Source organism: Candidatus Accumulibacter necessarius, from assembly GCF_036625085.1.
Map to the genome: position 1 here is coordinate 358,555 of NZ_JAZKUM010000006.1, position 22,672 is coordinate 381,226.

General features: G+C 59.1%; 17 protein-coding genes. 2 read left to right on the forward strand and 15 right to left on the reverse strand.

What is annotated here, in order from left to right:
• Window positions 1–243: 243 nt before the first annotated feature.
• Both V5B44_RS18095 and V5B44_RS18100 read left to right on the forward strand, forming a co-directional pair.
• The gene (locus tag V5B44_RS18095; protein ID WP_332360379.1) at window positions 244–1,209 is read left to right on the forward strand and encodes a glycosyltransferase; all 966 of its coding nucleotides are present in this window, start codon (window positions 244–246) and stop codon (window positions 1,207–1,209) included.
• Window positions 1,210–1,298: 89 nt separating this feature from the next.
• On the forward strand, window positions 1,299–2,774 hold the full coding sequence (locus tag V5B44_RS18100) for a lipopolysaccharide biosynthesis protein (protein ID WP_332360380.1): 1,476 nt from the start codon (window positions 1,299–1,301) through the stop codon (window positions 2,772–2,774).
• Window positions 2,775–3,072: 298 nt separating this feature from the next.
• On the opposite strand, the gene V5B44_RS18105 is transcribed toward V5B44_RS18100, so the two are convergent.
• The 15 genes from V5B44_RS18105 to V5B44_RS18175 all read right to left on the reverse strand — a co-directional run bounded on the left by V5B44_RS18105 (window position 3,073) and on the right by V5B44_RS18175 (window position 22,656).
• A complete protein-coding gene (locus V5B44_RS18105) occupies window positions 3,073–4,404 on the reverse strand; it encodes a glycosyltransferase (protein WP_332360381.1) in 1,332 nt (443 codons plus the stop codon).
• Between the two features lie 99 nt (window positions 4,405–4,503).
• Window positions 4,504–5,643, reverse strand: a complete 1,140-nt coding sequence (locus tag V5B44_RS18110; protein WP_332360382.1) for a glycosyltransferase family 2 protein — start codon at window positions 5,641–5,643, stop codon at window positions 4,504–4,506.
• A 95-nt stretch (window positions 5,644–5,738) separates the two neighbouring features.
• Window positions 5,739–6,581, reverse strand: coding sequence for a class I SAM-dependent methyltransferase (locus V5B44_RS18115; RefSeq protein ID WP_332360383.1), 843 nt, complete (start codon window positions 6,579–6,581; stop codon window positions 5,739–5,741).
• Window positions 6,582–7,001: 420 nt separating this feature from the next.
• A complete protein-coding gene (locus tag V5B44_RS18120) occupies window positions 7,002–7,769 on the reverse strand; it encodes a hypothetical protein (protein WP_332360384.1) in 768 nt (255 codons plus the stop codon).
• Window positions 7,770–8,069: 300 nt separating this feature from the next.
• Window positions 8,070–9,263: a glycosyltransferase family 4 protein gene (locus V5B44_RS18125; RefSeq protein ID WP_332360385.1), complete on the reverse strand. Its 1,194-nt coding sequence runs from the start codon at window positions 9,261–9,263 to the stop codon at window positions 8,070–8,072.
• A gap of 60 nt (window positions 9,264–9,323) precedes the next feature.
• A complete protein-coding gene (locus V5B44_RS18130) occupies window positions 9,324–10,301 on the reverse strand; it encodes a polysaccharide deacetylase family protein (RefSeq protein ID WP_332360386.1) in 978 nt (325 codons plus the stop codon).
• Entirely contained in the window at window positions 10,298–11,611 is a 1,314-nt protein-coding gene (locus tag V5B44_RS18135; protein ID WP_332360388.1) for a putative O-glycosylation ligase, exosortase A system-associated, read from the reverse strand. The genes V5B44_RS18130 and V5B44_RS18135 overlap by 4 nt, the downstream gene beginning before the upstream one ends.
• 241 nt (window positions 11,612–11,852) lie before the next feature.
• A complete protein-coding gene (locus V5B44_RS18140; protein WP_332360389.1) occupies window positions 11,853–13,208 on the reverse strand; it encodes a phenylacetate--CoA ligase family protein in 1,356 nt (451 codons plus the stop codon).
• Window positions 13,209–13,387: 179 nt separating this feature from the next.
• The gene (locus tag V5B44_RS18145; RefSeq protein ID WP_332360442.1) at window positions 13,388–14,605 is read right to left on the reverse strand and encodes a TIGR04063 family PEP-CTERM/XrtA system glycosyltransferase; all 1,218 of its coding nucleotides are present in this window, start codon (window positions 14,603–14,605) and stop codon (window positions 13,388–13,390) included.
• An 85-nt stretch (window positions 14,606–14,690) separates the two neighbouring features.
• Window positions 14,691–15,884 carry a TIGR03087 family PEP-CTERM/XrtA system glycosyltransferase gene (locus V5B44_RS18150; protein WP_332360391.1) on the reverse strand — a complete coding sequence of 398 codons (1,194 nt, stop codon included), beginning with the start codon at window positions 15,882–15,884 and terminating at the stop codon, window positions 14,691–14,693.
• Between the two features lie 16 nt (window positions 15,885–15,900).
• Window positions 15,901–17,841, reverse strand: coding sequence for an XrtA/PEP-CTERM system amidotransferase (locus V5B44_RS18155; protein ID WP_332360392.1), 1,941 nt, complete (start codon window positions 17,839–17,841; stop codon window positions 15,901–15,903).
• 39 nt (window positions 17,842–17,880) lie between these two features.
• Window positions 17,881–19,059, reverse strand: coding sequence for a TIGR03088 family PEP-CTERM/XrtA system glycosyltransferase (locus V5B44_RS18160; protein WP_332360393.1), 1,179 nt, complete (start codon window positions 19,057–19,059; stop codon window positions 17,881–17,883).
• A gap of 5 nt (window positions 19,060–19,064) precedes the next feature.
• Entirely contained in the window at window positions 19,065–20,624 is a 1,560-nt protein-coding gene (gene xrtA, locus V5B44_RS18165; protein ID WP_332360394.1) for an exosortase A, read from the reverse strand.
• Window positions 20,625–20,707: 83 nt separating this feature from the next.
• Entirely contained in the window at window positions 20,708–21,793 is a 1,086-nt protein-coding gene (locus V5B44_RS18170) for a FemAB family XrtA/PEP-CTERM system-associated protein (protein WP_332360395.1), read from the reverse strand.
• Window positions 21,790–22,656: an XrtA system polysaccharide deacetylase gene (locus V5B44_RS18175; protein ID WP_332360396.1), complete on the reverse strand. Its 867-nt coding sequence runs from the start codon at window positions 22,654–22,656 to the stop codon at window positions 21,790–21,792. The genes V5B44_RS18170 and V5B44_RS18175 overlap by 4 nt, the downstream gene beginning before the upstream one ends.
• Window positions 22,657–22,672: the final 16 nt, after the last annotated feature.

The window sequence follows — 22,672 nt, forward strand, 5'->3', positions numbered from 1 at the left end:
GATCGCCTTCGACAGACTCGCCGTTGTGCTACCGGACAGTGGGGGCGCCAAGCCGATATCTGCCAACTTGGAGCCCGTTGCCCTCTTTTGCACCAACGGACATCCCTGTCGGAGCCGCCGCAAAGCTCCCGGGCAGGACCCCATGCGGCACTGGACAGTCCTTGCGGTCATCGCGCTTGGTAAGCTAATGGGATATGGACACTCCATTGTGTTGGTTCACCCTGGTTAGCGCCCCGACGGCCAATGAACAAGAGCGCCTCCCTGTCCGTGGTTATTCCTTGCTACAACGCCGAGCGCTATCTCGCCTCGACGGTTGATTCGGTGCTACTGCAGAATGGTCCGGACCTGGAGGTCGTGATCGTCGACGACGGATCCCGTGACGGCTCGGCGGATCTCATCAGGCAGCGCTACGGATCGGTTTCCAACGTCCGCTTGCTGCAGCAGGCCAACCAGGGGGTCGCAGCCGCGCGCAACCACGGTGTTCGAGAGGCAAGAGGCGAATGGATCGCCTTCGTTGATGCCGACGACATCTGGCTCCCCGGCAAGCTACGCGCACAAATGGACCTTCTCTCTATGGAGCCTGAGGCCCGGATGGCCTATACGGCCTGGCAGGTCTGGTCCAGTGCTGCTCCCCTGCCCACACCCGACTTCCTGGCCGAGCTGCAAGCGCAAGCCGATGATACTGAACGTTGGAGCGGCGCTACAGGGTGGATTTATCCGCAGTTGCTGCTCGAATGCGCAGTGTGGACCTCCACTGTCCTCGCCCACCGATCGGTATTCGACGAGGTAGGGTTGTTCGATACCACACTGCCCATCGGTGAGGACTGGGACCTGTGGCTGCGCGCCTCACGGGTCACGCCCATTGTTCGGGTACCCCGCCCCCTGGCACTCTACCGCATGCACCCCAACAATATCACCAAGGGACCGCTGGAGACCAACTACAAGGACGTCGTGATCTCACGCGCGCTGGCGCGATGGGGCTACGTGTCGCCCGACGGCACGGCCGCGCGCAAGACCGAAGTGGATCGTGGACTGGCCCGCAGCTGGAGCGATTTCGCTGGCGCGAACCTGGTGGCCGGAGACCTGGGCCGGGCTCGCTACGGCGCAACGATGGCACTGTGCACCGATCCTCGTAGCCTGCTCGGCTGGAAACTGCTCGGAAAGTCCATGGCGCATTCACTGCTCCACCGCAAACGGGTCGCCCGTTAGCACAATTCCCTTGCCCGATTCCTCCTGATGAGACCACGATGACCAACCCATCGCCACAAAGCTCCGTCGCTTCCCGACGGAGCACTCTCGTGCGTCGAGCTTTGGTCCTGCGCGCCGACGATCTCGGGCGGCGGGTCATCAACGGCGCAACCTTTCAGTTCCTCGGCATCATGCTCCGGACGGTCATCACCATCGGCTCCACGGCCATCCTGGCGCGGCTACTGACGCCGGCGGACTTCGGCTACATTGCCATGGCCACTGTGGTCACCGAACTTGCCGCACTGTTCAGCAACTTCGGTTTCAACAATCTGCTGATCCAGCGCCGAGTGATCAGCCGGCTACAGATGGACACCGTATTCTGGGCCGGCACCGCGCTCGGTGTGCTGCTGGCCGCAGCTGTCTTCGTGATGTCCTTCTTCGCCGACTGGTTGTTCGACGACGCGCTAGTCGGCGATCTCCTGAAAGTGCTCTGCCTGCCATTCCTGATGATTGGCCTCACCATCATCCCCGGCGTCGTACTCGCGCGCCTGATGCACTTTCGCACCGACTTCTGGATTCAGATCACCACCATCGTCACGCGTACCCTGGTAGCGATCGGATTCGCCTGGATCGGCTTCGGCGTCTGGAGCCTGGTGGCCGGCGCCTTGACCAGCACTCTGGTTCAGGTTGTACTCGGTTGCGCAGTGGTGCCCTATCGGCCGCGCCTGCGCTTCCATCTCCCCTACATCATGTCCACCTGGCGGACCAGCAGCAGCTACTTTGGCGGCGGGCTGCTGTTCTACGCCAACATGAATGTCGACCTGATGCTGATCGGGCGCCAGCTCGGTGCGGTGTCGCTTGGTTACTACCAGACCGCGCGTTCGCTCACCGACGAGATTCGCGCCCGCATCGCAATGCCCTTGCAGCATGTATTGTTCCCCGCATTCGCCGCCGTACAGGCGGATCCCGAGCGAGGACGCGAGATGTTGATGCGTAGCGGACGGATGCTGGCAGCCATCGTCATCCCGATTGGCTTCGGCGTCTCGGCCACCGCACCCGAACTGGTGCCGACACTTTACGGGCCGCAATGGTCGGCGATGATTCCCGTCATGAGTATGTTCGGGCTTAGCGCAGCACTCAAGGCCAGTATGGCCATCGCCACGCCGTTATTCAATGCGCACAATCGCGTCGGCCTGGCCCTGAAGTACAACGTCGTCAGTTCGCTACTGGTGGTCGCGGCGATCTGGCTGACTCTGCCCTATGGGATCGAAGCCGTAGCGCAGGGATTGGTGCTGGTTTCTTTCTATTCGCTAATACCGTTCCGCACGGCGCTCGGGCTTATCGGGCTAGGCTTCCGCCATATCTGGCAGATCCTCGGGTTGCCCACCCTGGCCGCAGTGGTACTCTGGGCGTCGGTCTACCTAGCACGACCGTTCTCCACGGAATGGATCTCCATGGCCGGCGGTCGACTGGCTTTGTACGTCGTGCTGGGTGGCTGCGTCTATCTGCTGACGTTGCACCTGCTGTCTCGCCAGTATCTACGCGACTTCAGTGATCTGGCACGCAGATTCCTTCACCGGTCGTGAGTAATTTTCCCCCCAAATTTGCGTCTGCCAAGGATAACGTAACATAGCCGTCCCCCCTGGAAGGCCTGAAATTTCAGCACACGGGTCTCACTGGCCGCGATTTCTTGGGTGGCGAGGGCTGACCGACACAGCAAGTGCATGCCCCAACGCCGAGCGAGCCAAGGCGAGCAGACTCCACACCGCGCATCAGGAAAAACAGTTACCAAGGACGCTAACTCCTTGAAAGACGAAAAACCGAGGGAACCTCAGCTGATACGTTCCGCGCGGGGGAGTGTTGCACGAGGCTCCCGACCCAATCCTATTCGTTGGTGTCGACTAGCGACAGGAATTGATGCGCCAGGTTTTCTCGGGTGTGCCGCCGGAGCCATTCGCCCAGATCGGTAGAACGCGAGGATTGATGCAAGTCGCCAATACTACGGCGCATCCCCAACTCTTCTAGGACCTTGGCAAGGGAGTCCAAGTCACCATGGTGAACGCTCCAGCCTAAGTTCAGACTCCTGACCAGGCGATCAGACTCACCGTCGTCATCTATCAATAGAACAGGGGTCCCAGAGGCCGCGTACTCGTACAGTTTTCCAGGTAGATAGCGATCGAAGCGAGAGTCGTGCAACAGCAACAATGCATCCGATTCGCGCATCAGCCGTGCGGCTTCAGCCAATGGCACAACGGGCACCAGTTCAATAACGTCTTGCATCGGGAATGATTGCAGCTGCAACAAGGCATCTTCGCGCTTGTAGCCAACGAAGCGAAGCAATAACTGTTTTCTAAGCTCGGGTCGGTGAGCAAGCACTGACTGGACAGCATCGAGAAAAAGCTTAGGGTCGGTGTGACCACCCAATTTGCCCGCAAATGTCAGAACTATCCGTCTGTCAAGTGTTCTCGAGTTGGGGACGATCACCTCCTGGGACTCTGCGGGCTCCCATCCATTGGGCACCACCGAGCACTTGCTGCCAATGGCCGCACCAAAAATCTTCGCTAGATGCTGGTGCTGCGACTCGGTTGTAACAACGATACGCTCGGCGTGTGCCAGACACTTTGCCTCCCAAACTCTGCCCGCTGGTGTTTTCGCGACAAAATCAAACGGGCATTCCGACCATTCATCTCGGTAGTCAAGTACTAGACGAGCGCCATGCTGCCTGGCGAGAAACCATCCGGCAACAAAACTTGAAAACGGAGGGCCGGTGGCTATGATTGTCTTCGGGACGTCGTTACCAAAGCATCGATGTGCGGCAGCAACCATGTCCAACGCGCCAAGCATCCCACCATCGACTTGCGGGAAGAGCCGGTAGCTAGGTACCAGCGTAGGCGGCGAGAAGCGCTCAACGCGTACGTTTGCCCCAACGTACTCTAGCAATCGCTTTCCTGCTGCGCTGGGCGAAGGTGGCGCTTGACCGGTCACGACGGTAACACTCCACCCGGCTTGGCTGGCATAACGGGCGAGGGCCGCAGGCCGATAAACTCCGCCAGCAATGGCGGGCGCAAATTCGCCAACCAGGAGAAGTAGTCTCTTGTCTGATGGCGAAACCGACGACGGTGATAGCATCTTTTTTTTTTGTACTCGCCAATGCTCACCCCACAGGCGCAGATGCGCTGCAATTGTGTCGGTGGCTCGTGCGGCCAGATCACTCATCGTTACACCTGCTCAGTCCAACACAGCAGCACGGAGAAGAGTCGGATGAAATGCACCCGCTGCAATACTGATCGAGAAAGCTCATCGTGCGTTACTCCTTTATCCGACGCATGCGCAGATGTAGATCTGAGCACCCTTGACAGCCCTTTCCAGACGCTGCCCAGTGGGTGCGGGATAGGACCTGGCTAGAACTATTACTCCTTTGGCAAGCGCCCGAACCGCCCGGTTACCGCCGTAAGAACCCCGTAGCCGACGCGCTTCGGTGAGGAATCGGGGCCAGTCCTGCACGCTGGCTTCGTACGCCCAGCCTTCACGCATCGCCAGTGCGATGGCTTCACACTCGGGCCCCGTGAGAGGAGCATCGGGTGCGCACAGGTCGAGCACCGCACGCAGATCCTCGAACATTTCGTCGATGCAGCCATGGTTGGCCATCACGCGGATACGGTTCAGGAGTGCGGCCCTGGTCGACCGTTGATCAATGGCGCCGGTGACCGGCGGCGTCAGGTATCCGCCTAGGGCGAGCGATGACCGGATCTTCCTGCCAATTGCTCCACTGTGCTTCCTGAAGACGCTGCTGCGCTGTGACGCAGTATAGCGGATGGCCTTGGCGCCGCGGACACCACCGTGCTGGCGGAAGACGAAGATTGGAGACTCGCAGAAGGCCGGCTTGGCGATACGAGCCAGGCGGATCTGCAAATCGTAGTCTTCTCCGCTGAGCAACGCGGGATCAAGGCCACCCAGCGCCTCCAGCAGTTCGCGTCGCACCAGCGCAGTCCCCAGATGAAAGAAGCAGCTGCGCATGATTTCGAAGAAGAATTCCTCGTCCCTTGGGCACGGCGGCGAGTAAAGACGACCCTGGACAATGTGACCATCCGGGCCGTTCGTGCCGATGAAGTGCTGACCGTAAACGAACCCGATGCCTGGCTTGGCCTCCAGCACCTCCAGGCGCCGCTCAATGGCGTCGGGCAGTGCGACGTCGTCGTCGTCAAAAATCCAGATCAGCGCCCCCTGGGCCAAGGACAGCCCAAGGTTGACCGCCCTCGGCTTGCCTCCATTCTCTTTCCGAACGTACCTGATACGATCCCCATAGCGTGCTAGCACGTCTGCCGTTCCGTCTTCGGACCCGTCGTCAATAACGACGATCTCCAGTGGCGGAACGGTCTGGACCAGAAGGCTCTCCAGACACTCACCGATGCAATGAGCGCGATTGAACGTTGGTACGATGACGGAGACAGTCATGGCTTTCACCGCCGATGCCCGTTCAGACGAGTTGATTGGCAGGTCTGTTGTCATGCCCTCGGGCTTAGTCGATCCGGAGCACGGTTGGTGGACGATCACCGCAGCTTCCGATAAGTACCGATGATTTCAGCATCCGTCATCCGCATCGTGTCCTTGCTCCCCAGGAAATAGGTCGTGCAGGCGTAATCGCTGGCATGCGGCTTGGTGGCGGTCGCACGGTCGAAGTACTTGAGCCAGAAGACCAGGAAGGGCGTGAGCAACCGGATAATGGATTGGTAGGACTTCACAGCCGACAGGCTGAGCAGAAACGAGCGAAAAGCCAGCGCCAGCGCGGTGCCAGCGCCAGCACCGACACCGATCCGGACCTCTTTGAACTGACTGAAGAGGCGCCGATGGCCAATCAACGAAAAACGATGGAAGTCATAGGCACCCAGGTGCACAGGATACATGAAGGGAGACTCGGCGTAGATCAGGCCGCCTTCTCGTAGCACTCGGTACGCCTCCTCCACGCAACGCACGGGATCGGCCACGTGCTCAAGCACTGCCTGCAGAACCACTGCGTCAACGCTGCCATCGCGCAACGGTAGATCGTGCCCATCGGCGATGACAAACACAGTGCCAGCAAAGTACACATCGGTCTCGAGAACCAGCATATCTGCAGCCTGGCGCAACCCAGTGATCCCCGCTCCGGCGTCACCCGCGCCGACAACCAGGACGCGCTTTGGGCCCTCACCGGGCAGCCGCCTGAGCTGAGTCAGTAGTTCCGCGTAGAGCGCCTCCCCGATCCGGTTCTCGGTAATGGACGGTCCGTAGCGCTGAATGATGGAGACGAACCTGCGGTGTGGCCGGTAACCGAGGGAGATCGAGTCGCTTGGTCTGTAGTCCGAAAGACGGAAGACCGACTGCTCTTCGACGATGAGTACCGGTGTGTCGCGCACGACTGGGAAGACTCGACCGCAGCTGGCCGATATGCAACGGCAACTCGAGGTGCCAATCTCAAGGGGAAACTTGCATTTCGGGCAGGCCAGAAGATCGCTTACGTCCTTCAATGTTCCTTGCATCATCAGTTCCTTCACACAAATGAACATGGGACACTGGTTGCTAACACAAACGCCGGGATAAGCGTCCAGCCACGCAGGCCACTACCTGGTGTGTGTCAAGACGTTCCAGGCTTCGTGCCGTCCATAGGGAAAAAGGACGCGCAGGAACACCAGCAGGTGTTCTCGGCTCGCGCGCAAAGGTTTCGGCGCAAGCATAAGGTACAGTCCTCCACCGGCAGCACCATGGCACTGCAACGTCGGTCGCAAGAAATCTGGAAACATTTTAATGTCTGCTGCAAACATTTGAATGTCTGTCACTTACTTGCCTACGGCCTCACCCGCTACGCCGGCGCTCGAATCGAGTGCAGATGAGCCGCCTTTTGACAGTGCCGACGCTCTGCGTTCAGGAACCACACTTTCCTGCTGACGAGTGCCACTCCGAACGTCAGAGGGCTTGCCCCCGAGTACACGATGCAGCTCTAGCAGAACCTTCGACGTTGGACTGTGCTGCAAGCCTGATTCCACCAAGGTTTTTGCTTCGGCTTTTTTCCCCGAGTAGATCAGGAACTCGGCCCAACTCGCGTAAGCTGGCCAATAGTCAGGCTTTAGCGCACGCGCCTGGGCGAATGCCTTGGCCGCCTTATTGAGGTCGCGATCTGGGAGACGTAGCTCGATTTCTCCCTGTTTCGTCAGAAGCTCAGGCATCAGGACAAAACCTCGATTGATTCCGATGACTTCAACTACATATTCCATGTCATTCGCCGCCTCCAGGATGTAGTTGTATCTTTGTGATGAGGGTGTACTGGTGCGCTCCGCACGCAGCATCCCGACCCGCGCCCAGCAATAGTGATGCAGGTGCGAAAGAAAGCCGGCGCCTATCCGAGCTTCCCAGACCCGCCGATCTGGACTATTCCGCAGAGGAAAATCCTGCGTGTAAGGACAATACCTCGGAATCAATGCCATTTCTTCGTTGGTAATCGCTTTGGGCTTGGCCGCGGCGATCATCGGCCAAACCGTCAGAAGCGATAGCAACGCCGTCCCCACCACGGCGAGCCGACCTGATTTGGCTCTCGTCATCAGGAACATAGCCATGTTTCCCCCCCCAAAAAAAGCTCTTCCATGTCAGAAGCTTCAAACAACCGCCTAATTCCATCTTTCCTCCAGTCGCTGCCAAGGCCATCGAAGGAGATAGCGCGCTGAAGCAAGAAATAATCACTGTGACCGATGACGAGGCGCTCCTTCCGGAGCCGTGCGGTCTCTCGGCAAGACGCCTTGGCAGTTCGGCACACCAGTGCGTCATCTTCCAGAAGGTCACATCTACGATCGTATCGAACGAAGTCGAACGCTGCAGAGAAACCGTTTTCACTCCCCGAGGCAGGAACACCTTCACCCCGAGCGCCCAATAACAACACTCACTGCACTCCGAACTGCATTCTTGGCGTTGGCGGCTATCTTGTCCTTCAAGGAAAACTCCGGCATCGCCACGGGGCACGAGGCAATCCTTTCGTAATGCTTGATGTACTGCTGCTTCAGCAGGGCAAGGTCGTAGTTCTTCAAAACCGTTTCTCTGCCACGCTTTCCAAGTGTCGACAACACTTCCCGATCGGTGTCACGGAGAACCCTGGTGAGCTCACCAGGCTTTGTGATATCGATAAAAATCCCTTCCTTGACAATGGAGCGCTGGTTCTGGTGGTTGGTACAGACTACCGGTAATCCCGCTGCCATGGCCTCGATGAAAACAATGCCAAAGGTCTCAAACGCAGAACCCAGGGTAAACACATCGCCGGCAGCGTACACTTTGGGCAAGTCCTCATGCGGGACTTTTGTGAAAACGACCCTTTTACCCATCAGGCGTTGCCCCAAGGCCACAATCTCCGGCGTATCTGGAGTTTCTTGTCCGGCCACCACCAGATAAGCATTGTTCACGGCGGCAACCTCGCGAACCACATAATCCATCCGCTTGTGTCCATATGAAACAGCACCGACGCTAACCACCACAAAGGCATCCTCGGGAATGCCATGCTGGGCTCTGAAATCCGAAACAAGGTCTGGGCGAAAAAGTCCTATATCCACACCGTGGGGAATCATGAACGATTTTCCCTTCGCACTATGTGACAAATTTAGCGCCGTGTGCTCTTGAACGAAATCACACGGCGGCAGATCCCTGGCGGGAATGGCCCCGCCATTGGAGAAAAGAATCCTTGGTGGCGACTTGAAAAGGTGGCGTTTGTCGAAAACAATTCCACAAACTTCGCGTTCGAGGCAGTGAACTACGTCAAATTCGCCCTCAAGAAGCGGCTTGAGCGCCGCATAGGCAAACGTCTCTGCCTCAATTCTGCAACGTTCCTGAACCCTCAACGACTCCGCCCACTTTGGGGAAGAAGCGACATGAACGTGGTCGAGACAGGAGGCTCCACGCGGAATGTTGTCAATCACCAATTCCCCCGGTGCGGACTCCCCACCGCCCTTGAAAAGGGTGATATCGAGCGACCCCCTCAGAAGTGAAAATAGATCCCGAGCAAACACTTCGTGCCCACGATACACATTACCCAATCCAGAGCACAACAGCGCAATTTTCATGGCTATTCCTTGCGATTTTTCCTCGAGTTGTCGCCTTCCCCAGGATAGTTATTCTTGCTGTCAGCTCGCGGTTTGGTCTGTCCGCATCGATGGGCTCTGCCACATATTTCTAACGAGTTGTAAACCAAACCCACATCGACTTCGACTCCACGGTGTAAAGCGGGGCAACTGCATCCTGTCGCTGGTCCGGTCGGCGACTCCCCAGGCGGTAGTCACAGCTCCGTCAAACCCCAATGCTCGAATGATCTCCGCATCGACCGCGCGATAGTCGACATTCGGTCTTCCATTAGGGTAGGCAAACAGGCTGATCCGCTCCTGTAGCAACGACTCGAGAAAATCCTTGCTATCAAGAACCTCCGTGCGCACTTGGCCGGGCTTCAACCGGGCGAGAATCGGGTGCGTCGCCGTGTGAGCGCCTATCAACATTCCGGCACCGCGCATGATTCTTACCTGCTCCGAGGTCAACATCAGGTCCGATGGCAGCCTCGCCCCAGCGGTTGCGGCGACAAAATTGGCGAGTTCGAGACGCTCTGGCGGGTCTCTATACTTGATGTCATTCAGGATGCTCGCAATTGCCGCGCGAACGGCATGTACTGAAGCCAAGTCATGGACCCCAAGCCCGTTGCTGGAGAGATCCAGCTTTGCTTTGGCGCAATTGCGGACAGAGTGAACGACCGTGTCGTTCCACATCCGTCCACCATCGAGATACGCTGTAGCCACAAAGAACGTGGCTGTCAGGCCATGGGATTTGAGAATTGGCATTGCGACAGTGCAATTATCGGCATAGCCGTCATCGAAGGTAATCGCCGCAGCCCTTGGGGGCAACGTATTCGCATCGAGCCGGGCGATCGCCTGATCCAGCGGCAGGACGTTGAACCACTCCTTTATCCAGCGCATGGCCTGCCCAAACTCACGTGCATCGGGATCCCAGTTGAGAACGGAATCCGCCTGAGCGAGAACACGATGAAAAATCAGGATGGAAAGCTGTCCTCGTGCGCCTCCAGAGGAACAAGCATGAATCAAACCCTTCACGATCATCTCGCTGGCTCCGGACGCGCAAGCTGAACTCCTGTGACGGGGTTGCCAGACCCAAAAGCACCACTCGTCTCGCGTTTCCAGTCCTCTTGTCTCATCCAGCGCCGGGCGACGACTACCATGACCATAATGTTGTAAGGCAAGTCAAAATAGGCAAGTTGCAGAAATGCACCACCGACCAGGTAACCGATCAGGGAGACCTGACACATCCCGGCCAGCGCATGGATCCACGCCAGTTCGGATCGTTTCGCCGATTCCTTTCGCATCCGTGCCGCTTCACGCCATGTCAACCACCAAAGGAGCAGGAAGAGACCCAACCCCACGTAGCCATGCTCGCCAAGTACCGAGAAATAAATGCTGTGGGCGACAGGCGTTCCTTTAACGGCCGGAGCGTAAATCGCATAGTTGGTCGTGCCATAAACATCAAACCCGCCGCCCAGCGGCCGGTCATTGGCAACCTTGATGCAAAAACCCCAGGATCCAAATCTTGATTGCGCAGATTCATCCGTTTCATACGCCCCGATCGACCCCATCCGCTCATCCCATGATGAAGGCATGAAAGCAAGCAGCGCACTGGCAACCGAGGCGATGGCTACCCCAAAGACAATCTTACGATTGGATCGGTGCCACAAGAACAGAGTCATGGCTGTGATTGCGACCAATGCCCCCCTGGACTGTGACCCCAAGGCAGACAGACCACACAACACCATCAGCGCCAGTAAGCCGAGACGCACCGCTCGACGGGTGGCAACCATCCGCAGGTAGTTTATCAATGGGATAACGATGATGATGGCGACAGCGAGGGTGTTGTTGTCGCCGATGAAACTGCCATCTGGGCCCCACACGCGATGCTGGCCACCGGTCAGAAGGGTGAATATGCCGCCCTTGAGCCCATAGAAGCCAATCGAGAGAACGTTGACCCAGACAAACAGTTCGATATGTCTGCGCTCATGCAATACCATCAGGGCTACCCCGGTCATGAGCTGAATCTTCAGGACCTTTTCAAGCTGAGTCAGCGAACCCGCTGGATCAATCGCAAAAGCAGTGGTCAAACACATCCACAGCACAAACAGAAGCAGCGCCACAACCGGAGACGCCCACGGCATACGTATCTTGTCGCGCGTGATGAACAGCGAAAGGAAGACGACAGCCGCCGCTACCGTGCCAAAGGGTGCACTGAATGCGAAACCAAAGGCCAGCCTGTGCGGATTCATGATGCTGATCCAGGTCCACAAGAGCACGCCGATCCGGGGATGAAGCAGTGCAAAAGGCAAGACGGAGAGCACAATACCCAGGATCAGCAGGTCACGCATTGGTGACCTCACGAACGAACCAAAGGCCTCTGGCCGTAAACCGGGCTTCGGTACCGGTGGGTCTCGGTGTCTGATTCGAGGCCGGCGTTGTCGCAGATCTGGCAGGAGCACAAGAACCCACGAAACCGCCGAAGGCCACAAGCAACCCAATGTCATCTTGACGCATTCTCGTCATCAAGCCGCGAACTAGATTTCCTGAGACCGCCGCCAGCCAGCTTCCAAGCATCTGCATTGTCCTCTCTCAAGTGAGCATGACATGGCTTACGATGTAACGGTACTTGCCCGACTGTTCCCGAGGTATTTCCCCCACTCTCTCGACCGCGACGGTTACGCTCTGCCCCAGGCGAGCCTTGATACCTTTGGCGATCGCCACCTCGACTTCCGCACCGCAACCTTCCCCCGGAACGATCTGGACAGACACGTGCTCCCGCGTTTCTTGCACCACCTTGAAAGCCTCTATCCCCGGGATATCACGAATTGGATAAACAACAGCCAAGCCATGCATGATGGTGCCGTCGGCAGCCACCACAAAATCGGTTGTTCGGCCCTGGATTTCTTCCAGCATGGGCAGGCCACGCCCACAGGCACATGTCTTATCCGAAAGAATCGCGACGTCACCGGTGCGGTAGCGGACGAAGGGGAAGTCGCCGGTGGCCATGTGTGTCACCACTACCTCGCCCACAGCCCCGCGGGGCAGTGCATTACCATCCCGATCGACAATTTCGACGATGATGTCTTCGGCTGTGATGTGCATCCCACCCTGTGGGCACTGGTGGGCGATGAAACCGGCATCCCGCCCGCCATAGCCATTGGCGACCTGACAACCAAAGATGCGCGCGATATCGTCGCGCTGATGGTCGTAGAGCCGCTCGGCCGTCACAAAGGCGACCTTGATACCCAGGCCGTCCATCGATTGACCACGCTTTTCGGCATGGCGGGCGATCAGGGAGAGCGACGAAGGGTAACCGAAAAGCATCGTCGGACGGGTGCGGCGAATGGTCGCCACGAACCCATCTAGATTGGCCTCGCTCATCTCGAATGCTGGCAAGAGCTGACTGCGAAGCAGCCGGTCGCGCATCTGGCGGATGCGATCCTGGGCGGTCAGTTCGACTGGGCTGCCCCAGACGACGATTTCCGGGTCGCCGATGTCCACGCCCCACCAGCGGGTGGCCCGCCACTTGGCCGCGACGTCGTGACTGACGCGCTCCCTGCCGATGAAAAAAATTAGAGGTTCGCCTGAAGACCCGCCGGTATTGAAGCGAGCAAGCCCTTGCGCCTGCCCGGACTTGAGCTGTTCCAGGTTCTGGCGGATGATTGGCTTCGTCAGGAAAGGCAGGCATTTCAGATCGCCCAAAGAACGGATGTCCTCTGCTTTGCACCCCAGCTTTGCGAACAGTTCGCGGTAGTAGGGGACATGCTGTTGAGCATTTGTCAGCAGCGCGCGCAATCGCTGCAACTGGAAGGCTTCCAGACGTTCCGGTGACCACCATTGGGCGTCCTCCATGTGCTTACGCACGGCGACCGTGTCATGGTGTTTCAAGCGCTCGTGGAGAGGAAAGATCAGACCAGCAGCGAGCGTTGTGTACAGACTAGCCATGTTGTCTCAACTCCGGCTACCCCGGGACGAGGCTGTGAAAGTGGCCGCGCAGCTGCTCGACGCGTTCGCTCCGCTGGTTCCTAGCGGCGACAGCGGAAGCCCGAGGCGATAGGGCGGACGAGTCGGCCGATATTGTTCGGGCGCGGCCCCGTGCAGGTGGGTCAGGCGATTGGGAGCGTTCATGCTGTTGGCTTGACCTGACAGAGGCGCGCAAATGGCGCTTGGTAGTTGGCAACGCTCCGTTGCCAAGTGCGCTCTTGTTCGACAAAGCGCCTGCCGGTAGCCCGCAAGTCCGGCCAGCGGCTGCTTTGGCACACGAGCTGAAGCACTGTATCTGCCAGCGCCACCGGATCACCCGCTTTGAAGAGCATTCCTGTCTCGTGATGGCGGATCAACTCCTTGTGTCCGCCAACGTCTGAAGCCACCAGCAGACGCCCTTGTGCCATCGCCTCGAGCGGCTTCAGGGGTGTCACCAGCTCGGTAAGGCGCATAGAATGGCGGGGGTAGGCCAAGACATCAACCAGATCATAGTAGCGCTGGATTTCGGCATGGGGTACGCGGCCGGTAAAAACCACCTTGTCAGACAATCCGAGTCGGACAGACTGCTCCTTGAGGGCCTGCTCCTGGGGACCACCACCAACCAACAACACGCGGACTTCAGGACGTGCCGTGAGAATCCGAGGCAAGGCGTCGATAAGAAGATCGAGGCCTTCGTAGGCGTAAAAGGAGCCGATGAAGCCGACGACGGTGGCGGTTTGCAGACCCAACTGGGCCCTGAGTGCGCCATCAGGCTCGCCACCCACGGAGAAGGCCTCGATATCCACCGCATTGGGAATCACGGTCACTTTCCGAGCGGAAACGCCCCGCGCCAGGATGTCATTCCGCAGGCCGTCACAGATCGTGAACACATGATCGGCGCGCTTGAGGGCATAGGTTTCCATGCGACGACTGAGGCGATAGCGAAGGCTGCTCTCTGTCGCGGTGCCATGGTCTACCGCCGCATCTTCCCAGAAGGCCCGCACCTCGTAGACCATCGGCAAGCCAAGGCGCTTGCCCACGCGCAGTGCCGGAAGGGCATTGAGCACTGGTGAGTGGGCATGAAGGATGTCGGGCTTGACGGTCTTGGCCACTTCCATCAGGCGCTTTTCCACTTGACGCATGAATTCCAGTTCATCAAGGCCGGGCCGGCGTACAGCGGGCGCTTTGGCGACGGGGGTGCGGTAGAAATGCCAGCCATCCACGTCTTCCTCACTCAATTGGCAATCAATGTGCTTGGGCGTGGTGAGGTGAAAGGTCTGCCACCCCAGTTTGCGCTGCTCACGCAGGATGGAAAGCGTGCGGAAAGTATAGCCACTGTGCAGCGGGATCGAGTGGTCGAGGATGTGCAGAACGCGCAGACTCATCGACTACCGCCCATAATCCGGCCCCAATATCCCGACCACCCGGGAGCGTTTCGATATGTTCGTGGCAAGGTAAGGTATGTCACTGGTCAAGATAGCGATCGATGCATGAGAGATGGGCGTTCCAACTGTAGCGCGCCGATACCTGCCTTCGCGCCGCAGATCCAATGGCGGCAGCGCGCCCGGGTTCCCGAAGTATGGATTCAACCTGGTCTACAAACTGTGAAATAGTGCCGGCAGTCAGCAAATCACGCTCAGGGATGGCATCGATGGCGGTCGCGCACTCCTGGGATGCTACAACCGGCAAACCCATGGCCATGGCTTCGAGGATCTTGTTCTGCACGCCACGCGCCAGCCGTAGCGGTGCGACGACAGCCGCGGCATGCCGCAGGTACGGACGCACATCGGGGACCGTTCCTGTGACAACAATGTGCTCTCCCACCAACGCCTGCACCGCGGACGTTGGGCTGCGTCCAACAATGTAGAACCTCGCTCTGGCCCAGCTCTGCTGCAAGCGAGGGAGCATTTCTGCCGCGAACCAGGTCACTGCATCAATGTTCGGCCAATAGTCCATGGCACCGGTAAACACGAGTGGGAGTTCCTGCGAAGCAAACGGTGACGGAAACTTGTGTTGGGGCGAAAAATAGTCCGCGTCGACGCCGTTACACATGGCTTCAACTTTGTCAGCGCACTCGGGTGCGAGACTACAAAACCGGTCGACCTCTCCTTGAGTGACGAAAAAGGAGCGATCCGCCTGGATTGCCAATGAGCGTTCAAAGGCCAGTAGAGACCTTCCCTCCCGCCGATAGAGCCAGGACATCGGCCAGCGGTGATTGGCTGCATATTGGGTCCATTTAAGCGAGTCAACATCGACAAAATCGACCAGCTTGCGGAGCTGCGGAACATCCTGGATGAACTGCGCCATGACCGAGGAAAAAACCACGGCCGCGTCAATCCGCTGTTCTCGCAGCGTACGATCAACCCAGGCATGCAGACCCGCATTGCGATAGTAGGGAAGACTCAGCGGCTGCTTGCCAAGCAGACCGCTCAGGCTGGCAAGCCGGGCAAGGTGGGGAGTGAGTTGGGCGACGTGCAGGTCTACGCAATACCGACGCACGGTCTCGACATAAGCAGCATCCTGAGGGTCGTCAATAAAGGTCCCGAGGAACACACGATGCCTGGCAGCCAGATGCTTGAGCAGATGATACGAGCGAACCTTGTCGCCTTTATTCGGCGGATACGGCAGGCGGTGTACCAGATATAGGAGATTGCTCATATGAAGCTACGCGAGATCATCGCGACAACTCAAGAGCTGTGGCAATGGCGGCTTGGTCTGGCGGCGCGTCGAGCACGTTGCGCAGAAAGGCTTCATACATCACCAGCGTCCACAAGGGTGAGCTGTAATCGCTCGCTCCCGACTGGTGGGCATCGACGAGATGGCGCAGGTAATCCTGATTGAACCAGCCGGTCGCCGCCAGGCGGGGGCCAAGCACCGCCTGCCGAACACGTTCCCTGAGCGGGCCACGGAACCAGCGGGCGAGCGGCACGGCGAAACCCATCTTCGGGCGAAAGAGGATATCCTCCGGCAGGCGCGGCTTCATCGCCTCTTTCAGGAGGAACTTGCCTTCCTGGCCACGCACCTTTAGCGATGAGGGCAGTGTCGCCATCCATTCGACCAGTTCGTGATCCATCAGCGGCTCACGCACCTCGAGCGAGTGTGCCATGCTGGCGCGGTCAACCTTGGTATTGATGTCGCCCACCAAGTAGGTCTTGAGGTCAAGGTACTGAATCAAAGCCAAAGGATCGTCGGTGCCGGCTCGCTCGGCATGAGACCGAAAGACTTCCTGCGCACTGTAGCCGTCGATCTCACTCCGGAAACGATCAGTAAAGAGTTTGGTTCGCATTGGGCCACGCAGGATCGAGACGGAATGGAAATAGGCCTCGACGGAGGTTCGCCCCATGCCTTCAAACGTCGTCTTGGCGCGGAACATGCGCGGCGCCCAGTCCGCCTTGGGGAAAACGCGGCCGAGCAGGCCAAACAGCGGCTGGCGAATACCATGCGGCAGAGCGGAACGCAGTCGTTCTTCCATCAGGTGCAGGCGATAACGGCGATAACCCCCAAAAGTCTCGTCACCGCCATCGCCCGAGAGGGCCACCGTCACATGTTTTCGTGCCAGTTGACAGACCCGGTAGGTCGGAATCGCTGAGCTGTCAGCGTAGGGTTCGTCATATAGCCTAGCCAGCGTGTCGATTAGGTCGAAGTCGTCGCTGGCGACCAGGTCGCAGTGATGGTTGGTTCGATAGCGGTCAGCAACCGTCTGGGCGAATGCGGCTTCGTTGAATGCGGGGTCATCAAAGGCAATCGAACAGGTGTTGACTGGCTCTGCCGACTGAGAAGCCATCAGGGCGACGACGGCACTGGAATCGACGCCGCCGGAGAGAAACGCGCCGAGCGGCACTTCCGAGATCATCCGCAGGCGAATCGACTCGCCGAGCTTCTCGTCCAGCTGCGCGCAGGCTTCGGTCAGCGAACAGCGGCTGTCGAGACTGAAACGTACGTCCCAGTACTCCCGCGGCTCAGGTACCGGCAGCCCGCGACGCAGCATCAGGGTGTGGGCTGGCGGCAGCTTTCTGGCCTGACGGAAGATCGTCCTCGGCTCGGCCACGTAGCCGAGCGCGAAGTATTCCTCAACTGCGAGCGGATCGATGTCTCGTGCCAGTACGCCATGCGCCAGCAGTGACTTGAGCTCGGAGCCGAAGATAAAGTGCCCATCGGGCAGCTGCGCGTAGTAGAGCGGTTTGACAGCCAACCGGTCGCGCGCCAGAAAAAGAGTTTCGCGGTTTCGATCCCATAAAGCGAAGGCGAACATGCCGCGAAAACGGCGAACACACTCCTCGCCCCACGCCTCCCAAGCGTGCACGATCACCTCGGTGTCGCTGCGCGTGTGGAAGACGTGGCCAAGCGCCAGCAACTCGGGAATGAGTTCCTGGTAGTTGTAGATCTCGCCGTTGAACACCACGCAAACGCTCTGATCCTCGTTGTAGAGTGGTTGCTGGCCAGTGGACAGGTCAATGATCGAGAGCCGCCGATGACCCAGGCCGACGCCCGGTTCCAAGTGCATGCCCCCTTCATCGGGGCCACGGTGGTGCTGCGACTCGTTCATCCGGGTAAGCACGGAGCGATCAATGTCACGTCGGCCACGAGTATCAAATATTCCGGTAATGCCGCACATAAATCTGTCTTTGTTCCCTTCTTCAAGTCGCGCGTTGGCCTACGGATGGACCAATGCATTACGACCCGGCATTCGGCTCCGGGACTTGAGCAGTCGATCGTAGAGATCCTGGTAACCCTGAGTCATGGCTTCAAGGCTGAAGCGACGCTCGACGACCGCCCTCCCGGCCGCTCCCGCTACCCTCGCCCGTCGGGGATCGATCGCGTAGGCTGCGATCTTCTGAGCCATTGCATCGATATCGGCAGGCTCAACCAGCTCGCCGGTCCGACCCGACTCAACCAATTCACCATTGCCGCCGACGTCGGTGGCTATCGCCGGCAAGGCACTGGCCATCGCTTCCAGGATGGTATTGGATACGCCTTCAGCCAGCGAGGGGAGCACGAAACAATCCAGTCCGCGCAGGATCTCGGGCACATCGTCACGCTCGCCCGGTAGCCACGCCAATTCGGCCACGCCTGCCTGCTCGAGCAAAGCCTGCGCTTGCGCACGCAGTGGCCCGTTGCCGATCATCACGAGTCGCAGACGGCTCTCCAACTGGGGAAATGCCTTTAGTACCCGGATGAAAGCCTCTGCCAGTGCCGTCTGATTCTTGACCACCTGCATGCGCCCGACAGTACCGATCAAGCAACCCATCGGATCGGAAAATGGGCAGCCGGCAATCGGCTGACGGGTCTCGGCCGGATAGAAACGTCGTGTATCAACCCCATTGTAGATCTGCGTCACCCTGGCTGGCGGCATGCCAACTCGTGAAGTCAAATACTGCTCGAGATCGCGCGACAGCGCTATGTAATGCGTCACGAATGGCCGGTAGCAGCGGCGCAGCCACTGATATTTCCTGTTCGAGCCATCGAGATCGCCCACATCACGACCATGCTCGCCGTGGATGCGCACCGGAACACCTGCCGCCCAGGCCGGAACGACCACTTCCAATGCAGCGAGATTGCGACTGTGCACGATCACCGGGCGCAACTCCCTGAACAGGCGAAACAACTGGGGATAGAGCCAGACCGTGTGTCCCGGCGCCTTCTTCAGCGCGAAGAATTGCACGTCGTCACGTCCTATTCGTCGCCGGAAATCGGTGATTTCCGTAAGGGAAATCACAACATGGCGATACGTATCCGAGGGCATGCAATTGATGAGATTGACAAGGCCATTCTCGAGGCCGCCAACGTCGAATCGATAGACCACATGGGCAACCAGCGGACGCAGGTCGTGCACCGTCGTCACCTTGAATCAGCCGTCTGCCGCAGCGCGGTTTCGATCACCTCGCCGGCCGCATCGGCAAAGGCAGCGAGTATCGCCTCCGCTTCGCCAGGCTGGGTCTGCCGCGCGTACAGTATGATCACTGCCGAATCGTCCCCCCGGCCGGTCAGCCGAGAAAATGCCGTATACGCCTTGGCCAGAACATCGCTGGAGGTCCAGCGCCCGTTAATCCAGTACCACTGCCAGACGACCATCTGCGTGCTGCCCGGTCCCCGCAGACTTGTCGTTCGAATCTTGACTGGCTGCTGGTTGAAGGAGACTTCTCGCGTGCCGCCGCCGATTCTCGACCATACGCGATCGTCGCTGGTCACCAGAACATTCGATGAAGTGACCAGCTTGTGCTGCTGGTCCTGATTGCGGTAGTACGCCACAAAAAGTCCTGCCTGCTGCCCGTCCTTTTGATGGATCACTTGCTTACTCGCCGCGTAGTTCTCGAAGCTTGGCGACCAGTCGTACAAGCCTTCGCGAGTTTCATGCCAGCCGACGATCGGCCCAAGGGGAGAAATCTGACTGACCGGCTGCGCCGTTTGTTGATCGATCTGCCTTTGCGCGAGCGGCCATAGTGCCGCCACCAGAACGGTGACAACGGCTGCGACCACCACCGAGGCAACGGCTGGCATGCCACCAACGGTCACCCCACTCGTCGACAACGACGTGGGTACCACGTCCGGCTCGTCCTCCCGCCAGCGCGCCCCAATCCAGAACATGGCCAGGATCACGACGCCGAAGAATACCCAACCGTAGATCAGATGGTCGACGCCGACAGCCAGCCTGTTGCCGGACAGATGGCCGAGCATCACGATCATGTAAGCACGCAACCAATTGGCGATGATCGGCACAATGATCGAAACGCCAACAAACAGCAGTCGCCGCTTCAAGGAGGAATAAGTAAGATAAGCAAAGAGCGTTCCTACGGTGACCGAGGCGATGAGATAGCGGACCCCGCTACACGCCTCGACAACCGACCAACTGCCCGATGGAATCACCAGGTTCTGCCCTTCGCTGAACACCGGAACTCCGGTGAGGCGCAAGCCAAACACAGTGGCGTGTGCAGTCCATTCCATCAGTTTGGGCTGGGTGAAGTCACCGAAAGGAACGGCGAAGAGCAGAAAGAACAGCGGGAAGGCGATGCGGCGCGCGACCGTCCAGCCAAGCACCGCCGGCACGGCGAAGATCAGCATCGCTGTCAGCGCAAACTGGGAAAGCGCATTGACTGCGGCCAGTTCGCCAAGCAACCAACCAAAGCCGGCGCCAGCCAATAGCAGGACGGCGAGAAAGCTGCCTCTGGGCGCCAGTACGGCAATCCTTGAGCGCACCCGCCAGATTAGCCAGAGCGTGATCGGTGGCACGATCATCCCGTGCGCATAGGTGTCGGAGCGCCGCCAGATCGCCGCCATGTCAAGCGCAGTTTCGCGGAAAAGCACCAGAATCACCAGCAGGGTCAGCGCCAGCGTCGGTACGGCGATGCGCCAGGCGGGGCTGGTGGAAGACAATGTCGGGCTCGCGGCAGCTTGGTTCATGGACTTGCTTTCGGCAAACATGTGTGGTCAGCAACGATCAGTTCCGCTCGATCAACGCCGGGTAGAATCATCCCCGGGGTCACTCAACCCAGGTTGCGCACAATGAACGGCCCAAGCCAGTTGGCCAGGCCGATCGGCATCCGCCGCCAGGTATTGATCAGCAGACGGTACTTGGCATTCGAAGGGTTGTTCTGCGGGATGGCTTCACGGCGATACAGGCAATACTCGTAGAACAGCGGTTGCGGCTCGAAGCCCCAGTTCTTCTTGAAGGCATAGGAGCCGGTGCCCTGCTTGCTGCGGCCGTAGTCGAAAACCTTCACCCCACGCTCGCAGGCGCGGCGCATCAACTCCCAGTACTTGAAGTCGTTGGCCGCCAGTTCGCGCGCCGCCAGCGCGTCACCGGCGTAATAGGGCAGTACCTCATCGCGAAAATAGAAGCTCAGGACACTGCTCAGCGAACGCCCTGAGCCGTCTACAACGGTCAGCACTTGACAGTCGTCGGCGAAGACCCGCTGCAGCGCGTCGAAATAGCGTCGGGGCAGGGCCGGTGTCCCATGCCGGTGGACGTTGTCGGCATAAAGCGCAAAGAAGCGGCCAGGATCGGGGTCGATCTCGCTCCGCAGACCATTCCTGATCCCCTTGCGCACCATCGCCCGCTGTTTGCGCGGGATGGCCTGCATGTTGGCCTCCACCTCGGGCGCAATCTCCTTGCGAAAGCTGACGTAGAGCGCCTGCGTCGGCCATTCCGGGTGACGTTGCCGTAGATTGCGCATTTCCAGGTGATCGACGTGGAGGCGCCCCGCTGTCGCCTGCGCTTCCCGCTCCAAGGCCTCGACCGCTGCCGGAGTACTGGCTGCCACGCCGCCATAGACCGCAAACGGCAGCGAGGCCAGTGAGTTCCCGAAGAGCCGGCTTTTCACCTGGGCCAGCGGCAAAACGCCTTCGACCACACCAGCACGCTCGGCGTAGAGGAAATGCGTTGGATGACCGAAAACCTCACGCAGGATCCACTGCCATCCCGATCTGTGGAAAAAAGTGGCTTCCGGACACGCCTGGACGAAGGCATCCCAGCGTGCCACCGCAACCGGATCATCGTGATTGAGGCGCTTGATGACCAGTGGCGCGCTCGCCGCTGCCAGCCGGGTCACTTCCTCGATGGTCGTTGTCATCGTCTCACCACCGCCGCCGAGATATCGGCACCGAGAAACACCTCGTCCATACGCCCCCAGTTGAAATCGGCAAGCAGTCGCTTCAGCCGGCCTTCGGTGTACCGCAGATTGACATAGTGGCGAAAACGCGTCTTGGCACTGATACCGGCAATGCGCGGCTGCGCGGCATCGATTTCCCAGGGATGGAAATAGAAGATCGCTGGCTGACCATCGAGCTGGTTGACCTTCTGTAGCAGCCAGCGGGACAGCGCATACGGCAGCAAGCGGAAATAGCCGCCACCGCTGGCTGGCCAGTTGCGGTCGAAAAGCCGGGCCGTGGTCACCGGCAGTTCCAGCAAGCCACAACGCACCCGATGGGCGAAGCGTGGCGCGCCGGGCATACCGTAGTGATCATGGCGAATCGGATAGATACTCGAACTGTAGCAATAACCCGCCTCCTGGAGACAATCAAAGGCCCAGAGATTCGCTTCGCCAATCGAAAAACTCGGCGCCCGGTAGCCTCTGACCTGCTGACCCGAGAGATCCTCGAGGAGCTTCTTGGCGCGTCCCACGTCCGCAGAAAAATCGGCTTCGCTCAGTTCGCTGGCACGCTGATGACCATAGCCGTGGCTTGCCAGTTCGTGACCGGCATCGACAATGCAGCGCACGAGATGCGGATAACGTTCGGCGATCCAGCCCAGCGTAAAAAAGGTGGCCCGCGTCTGTTGTTCTTCGAGCATCAGAAGAATCCGCTCAACGTTACGTTCCACCCGACACTCGCGCAGGTGCCACTGATCGCGCGGAATATAGGGCGCGAGCGCGGAAACCTGGAAGTAGTCTTCGACATCGATCGTCAGGGCGTTGGTGATCGGCGGGCCGGGCATCTGACGGGACTCTCCG

Bases quoted from the DNA above. Each gene is read 5' to 3' on its own strand.
- xrtA (WP_332360394.1), bottom strand. From the start codon at position 20,624: ATGAACCAAGCTGCCGCGAGCCCGACATTGTCTTCCACCAGCCCCGCC.
- V5B44_RS18130 (WP_332360386.1), bottom strand. From the start codon at position 10,301: ATGATCGTGAAGGGTTTGATTCATGCTTGTTCCTCTGGAGGCGCACGA.
- V5B44_RS18155 (WP_332360392.1), bottom strand. From the start codon at position 17,841: ATGTGCGGCATTACCGGAATATTTGATACTCGTGGCCGACGTGACATT.
- V5B44_RS18140 (WP_332360389.1), bottom strand. From the start codon at position 13,208: ATGGCTAGTCTGTACACAACGCTCGCTGCTGGTCTGATCTTTCCTCTC.
- V5B44_RS18095 (WP_332360379.1), top strand. From the start codon at position 244: ATGAACAAGAGCGCCTCCCTGTCCGTGGTTATTCCTTGCTACAACGCC.
- V5B44_RS18110 (WP_332360382.1), bottom strand. From the start codon at position 5,643: ATGACTGTCTCCGTCATCGTACCAACGTTCAATCGCGCTCATTGCATC.
- V5B44_RS18170 (WP_332360395.1), bottom strand. From the start codon at position 21,793: ATGACAACGACCATCGAGGAAGTGACCCGGCTGGCAGCGGCGAGCGCG.
- V5B44_RS18125 (WP_332360385.1), bottom strand. From the start codon at position 9,263: ATGAAAATTGCGCTGTTGTGCTCTGGATTGGGTAATGTGTATCGTGGG.
- V5B44_RS18150 (WP_332360391.1), bottom strand. From the start codon at position 15,884: ATGAGCAATCTCCTATATCTGGTACACCGCCTGCCGTATCCGCCGAAT.
- V5B44_RS18105 (WP_332360381.1), bottom strand. From the start codon at position 4,404: ATGAGTGATCTGGCCGCACGAGCCACCGACACAATTGCAGCGCATCTG.
- V5B44_RS18175 (WP_332360396.1), bottom strand. From the start codon at position 22,656: ATGCCCGGCCCGCCGATCACCAACGCCCTGACGATCGATGTCGAAGAC.
- V5B44_RS18135 (WP_332360388.1), bottom strand. From the start codon at position 11,611: ATGCGTGACCTGCTGATCCTGGGTATTGTGCTCTCCGTCTTGCCTTTT.
- V5B44_RS18120 (WP_332360384.1), bottom strand. From the start codon at position 7,769: ATGTTCCTGATGACGAGAGCCAAATCAGGTCGGCTCGCCGTGGTGGGG.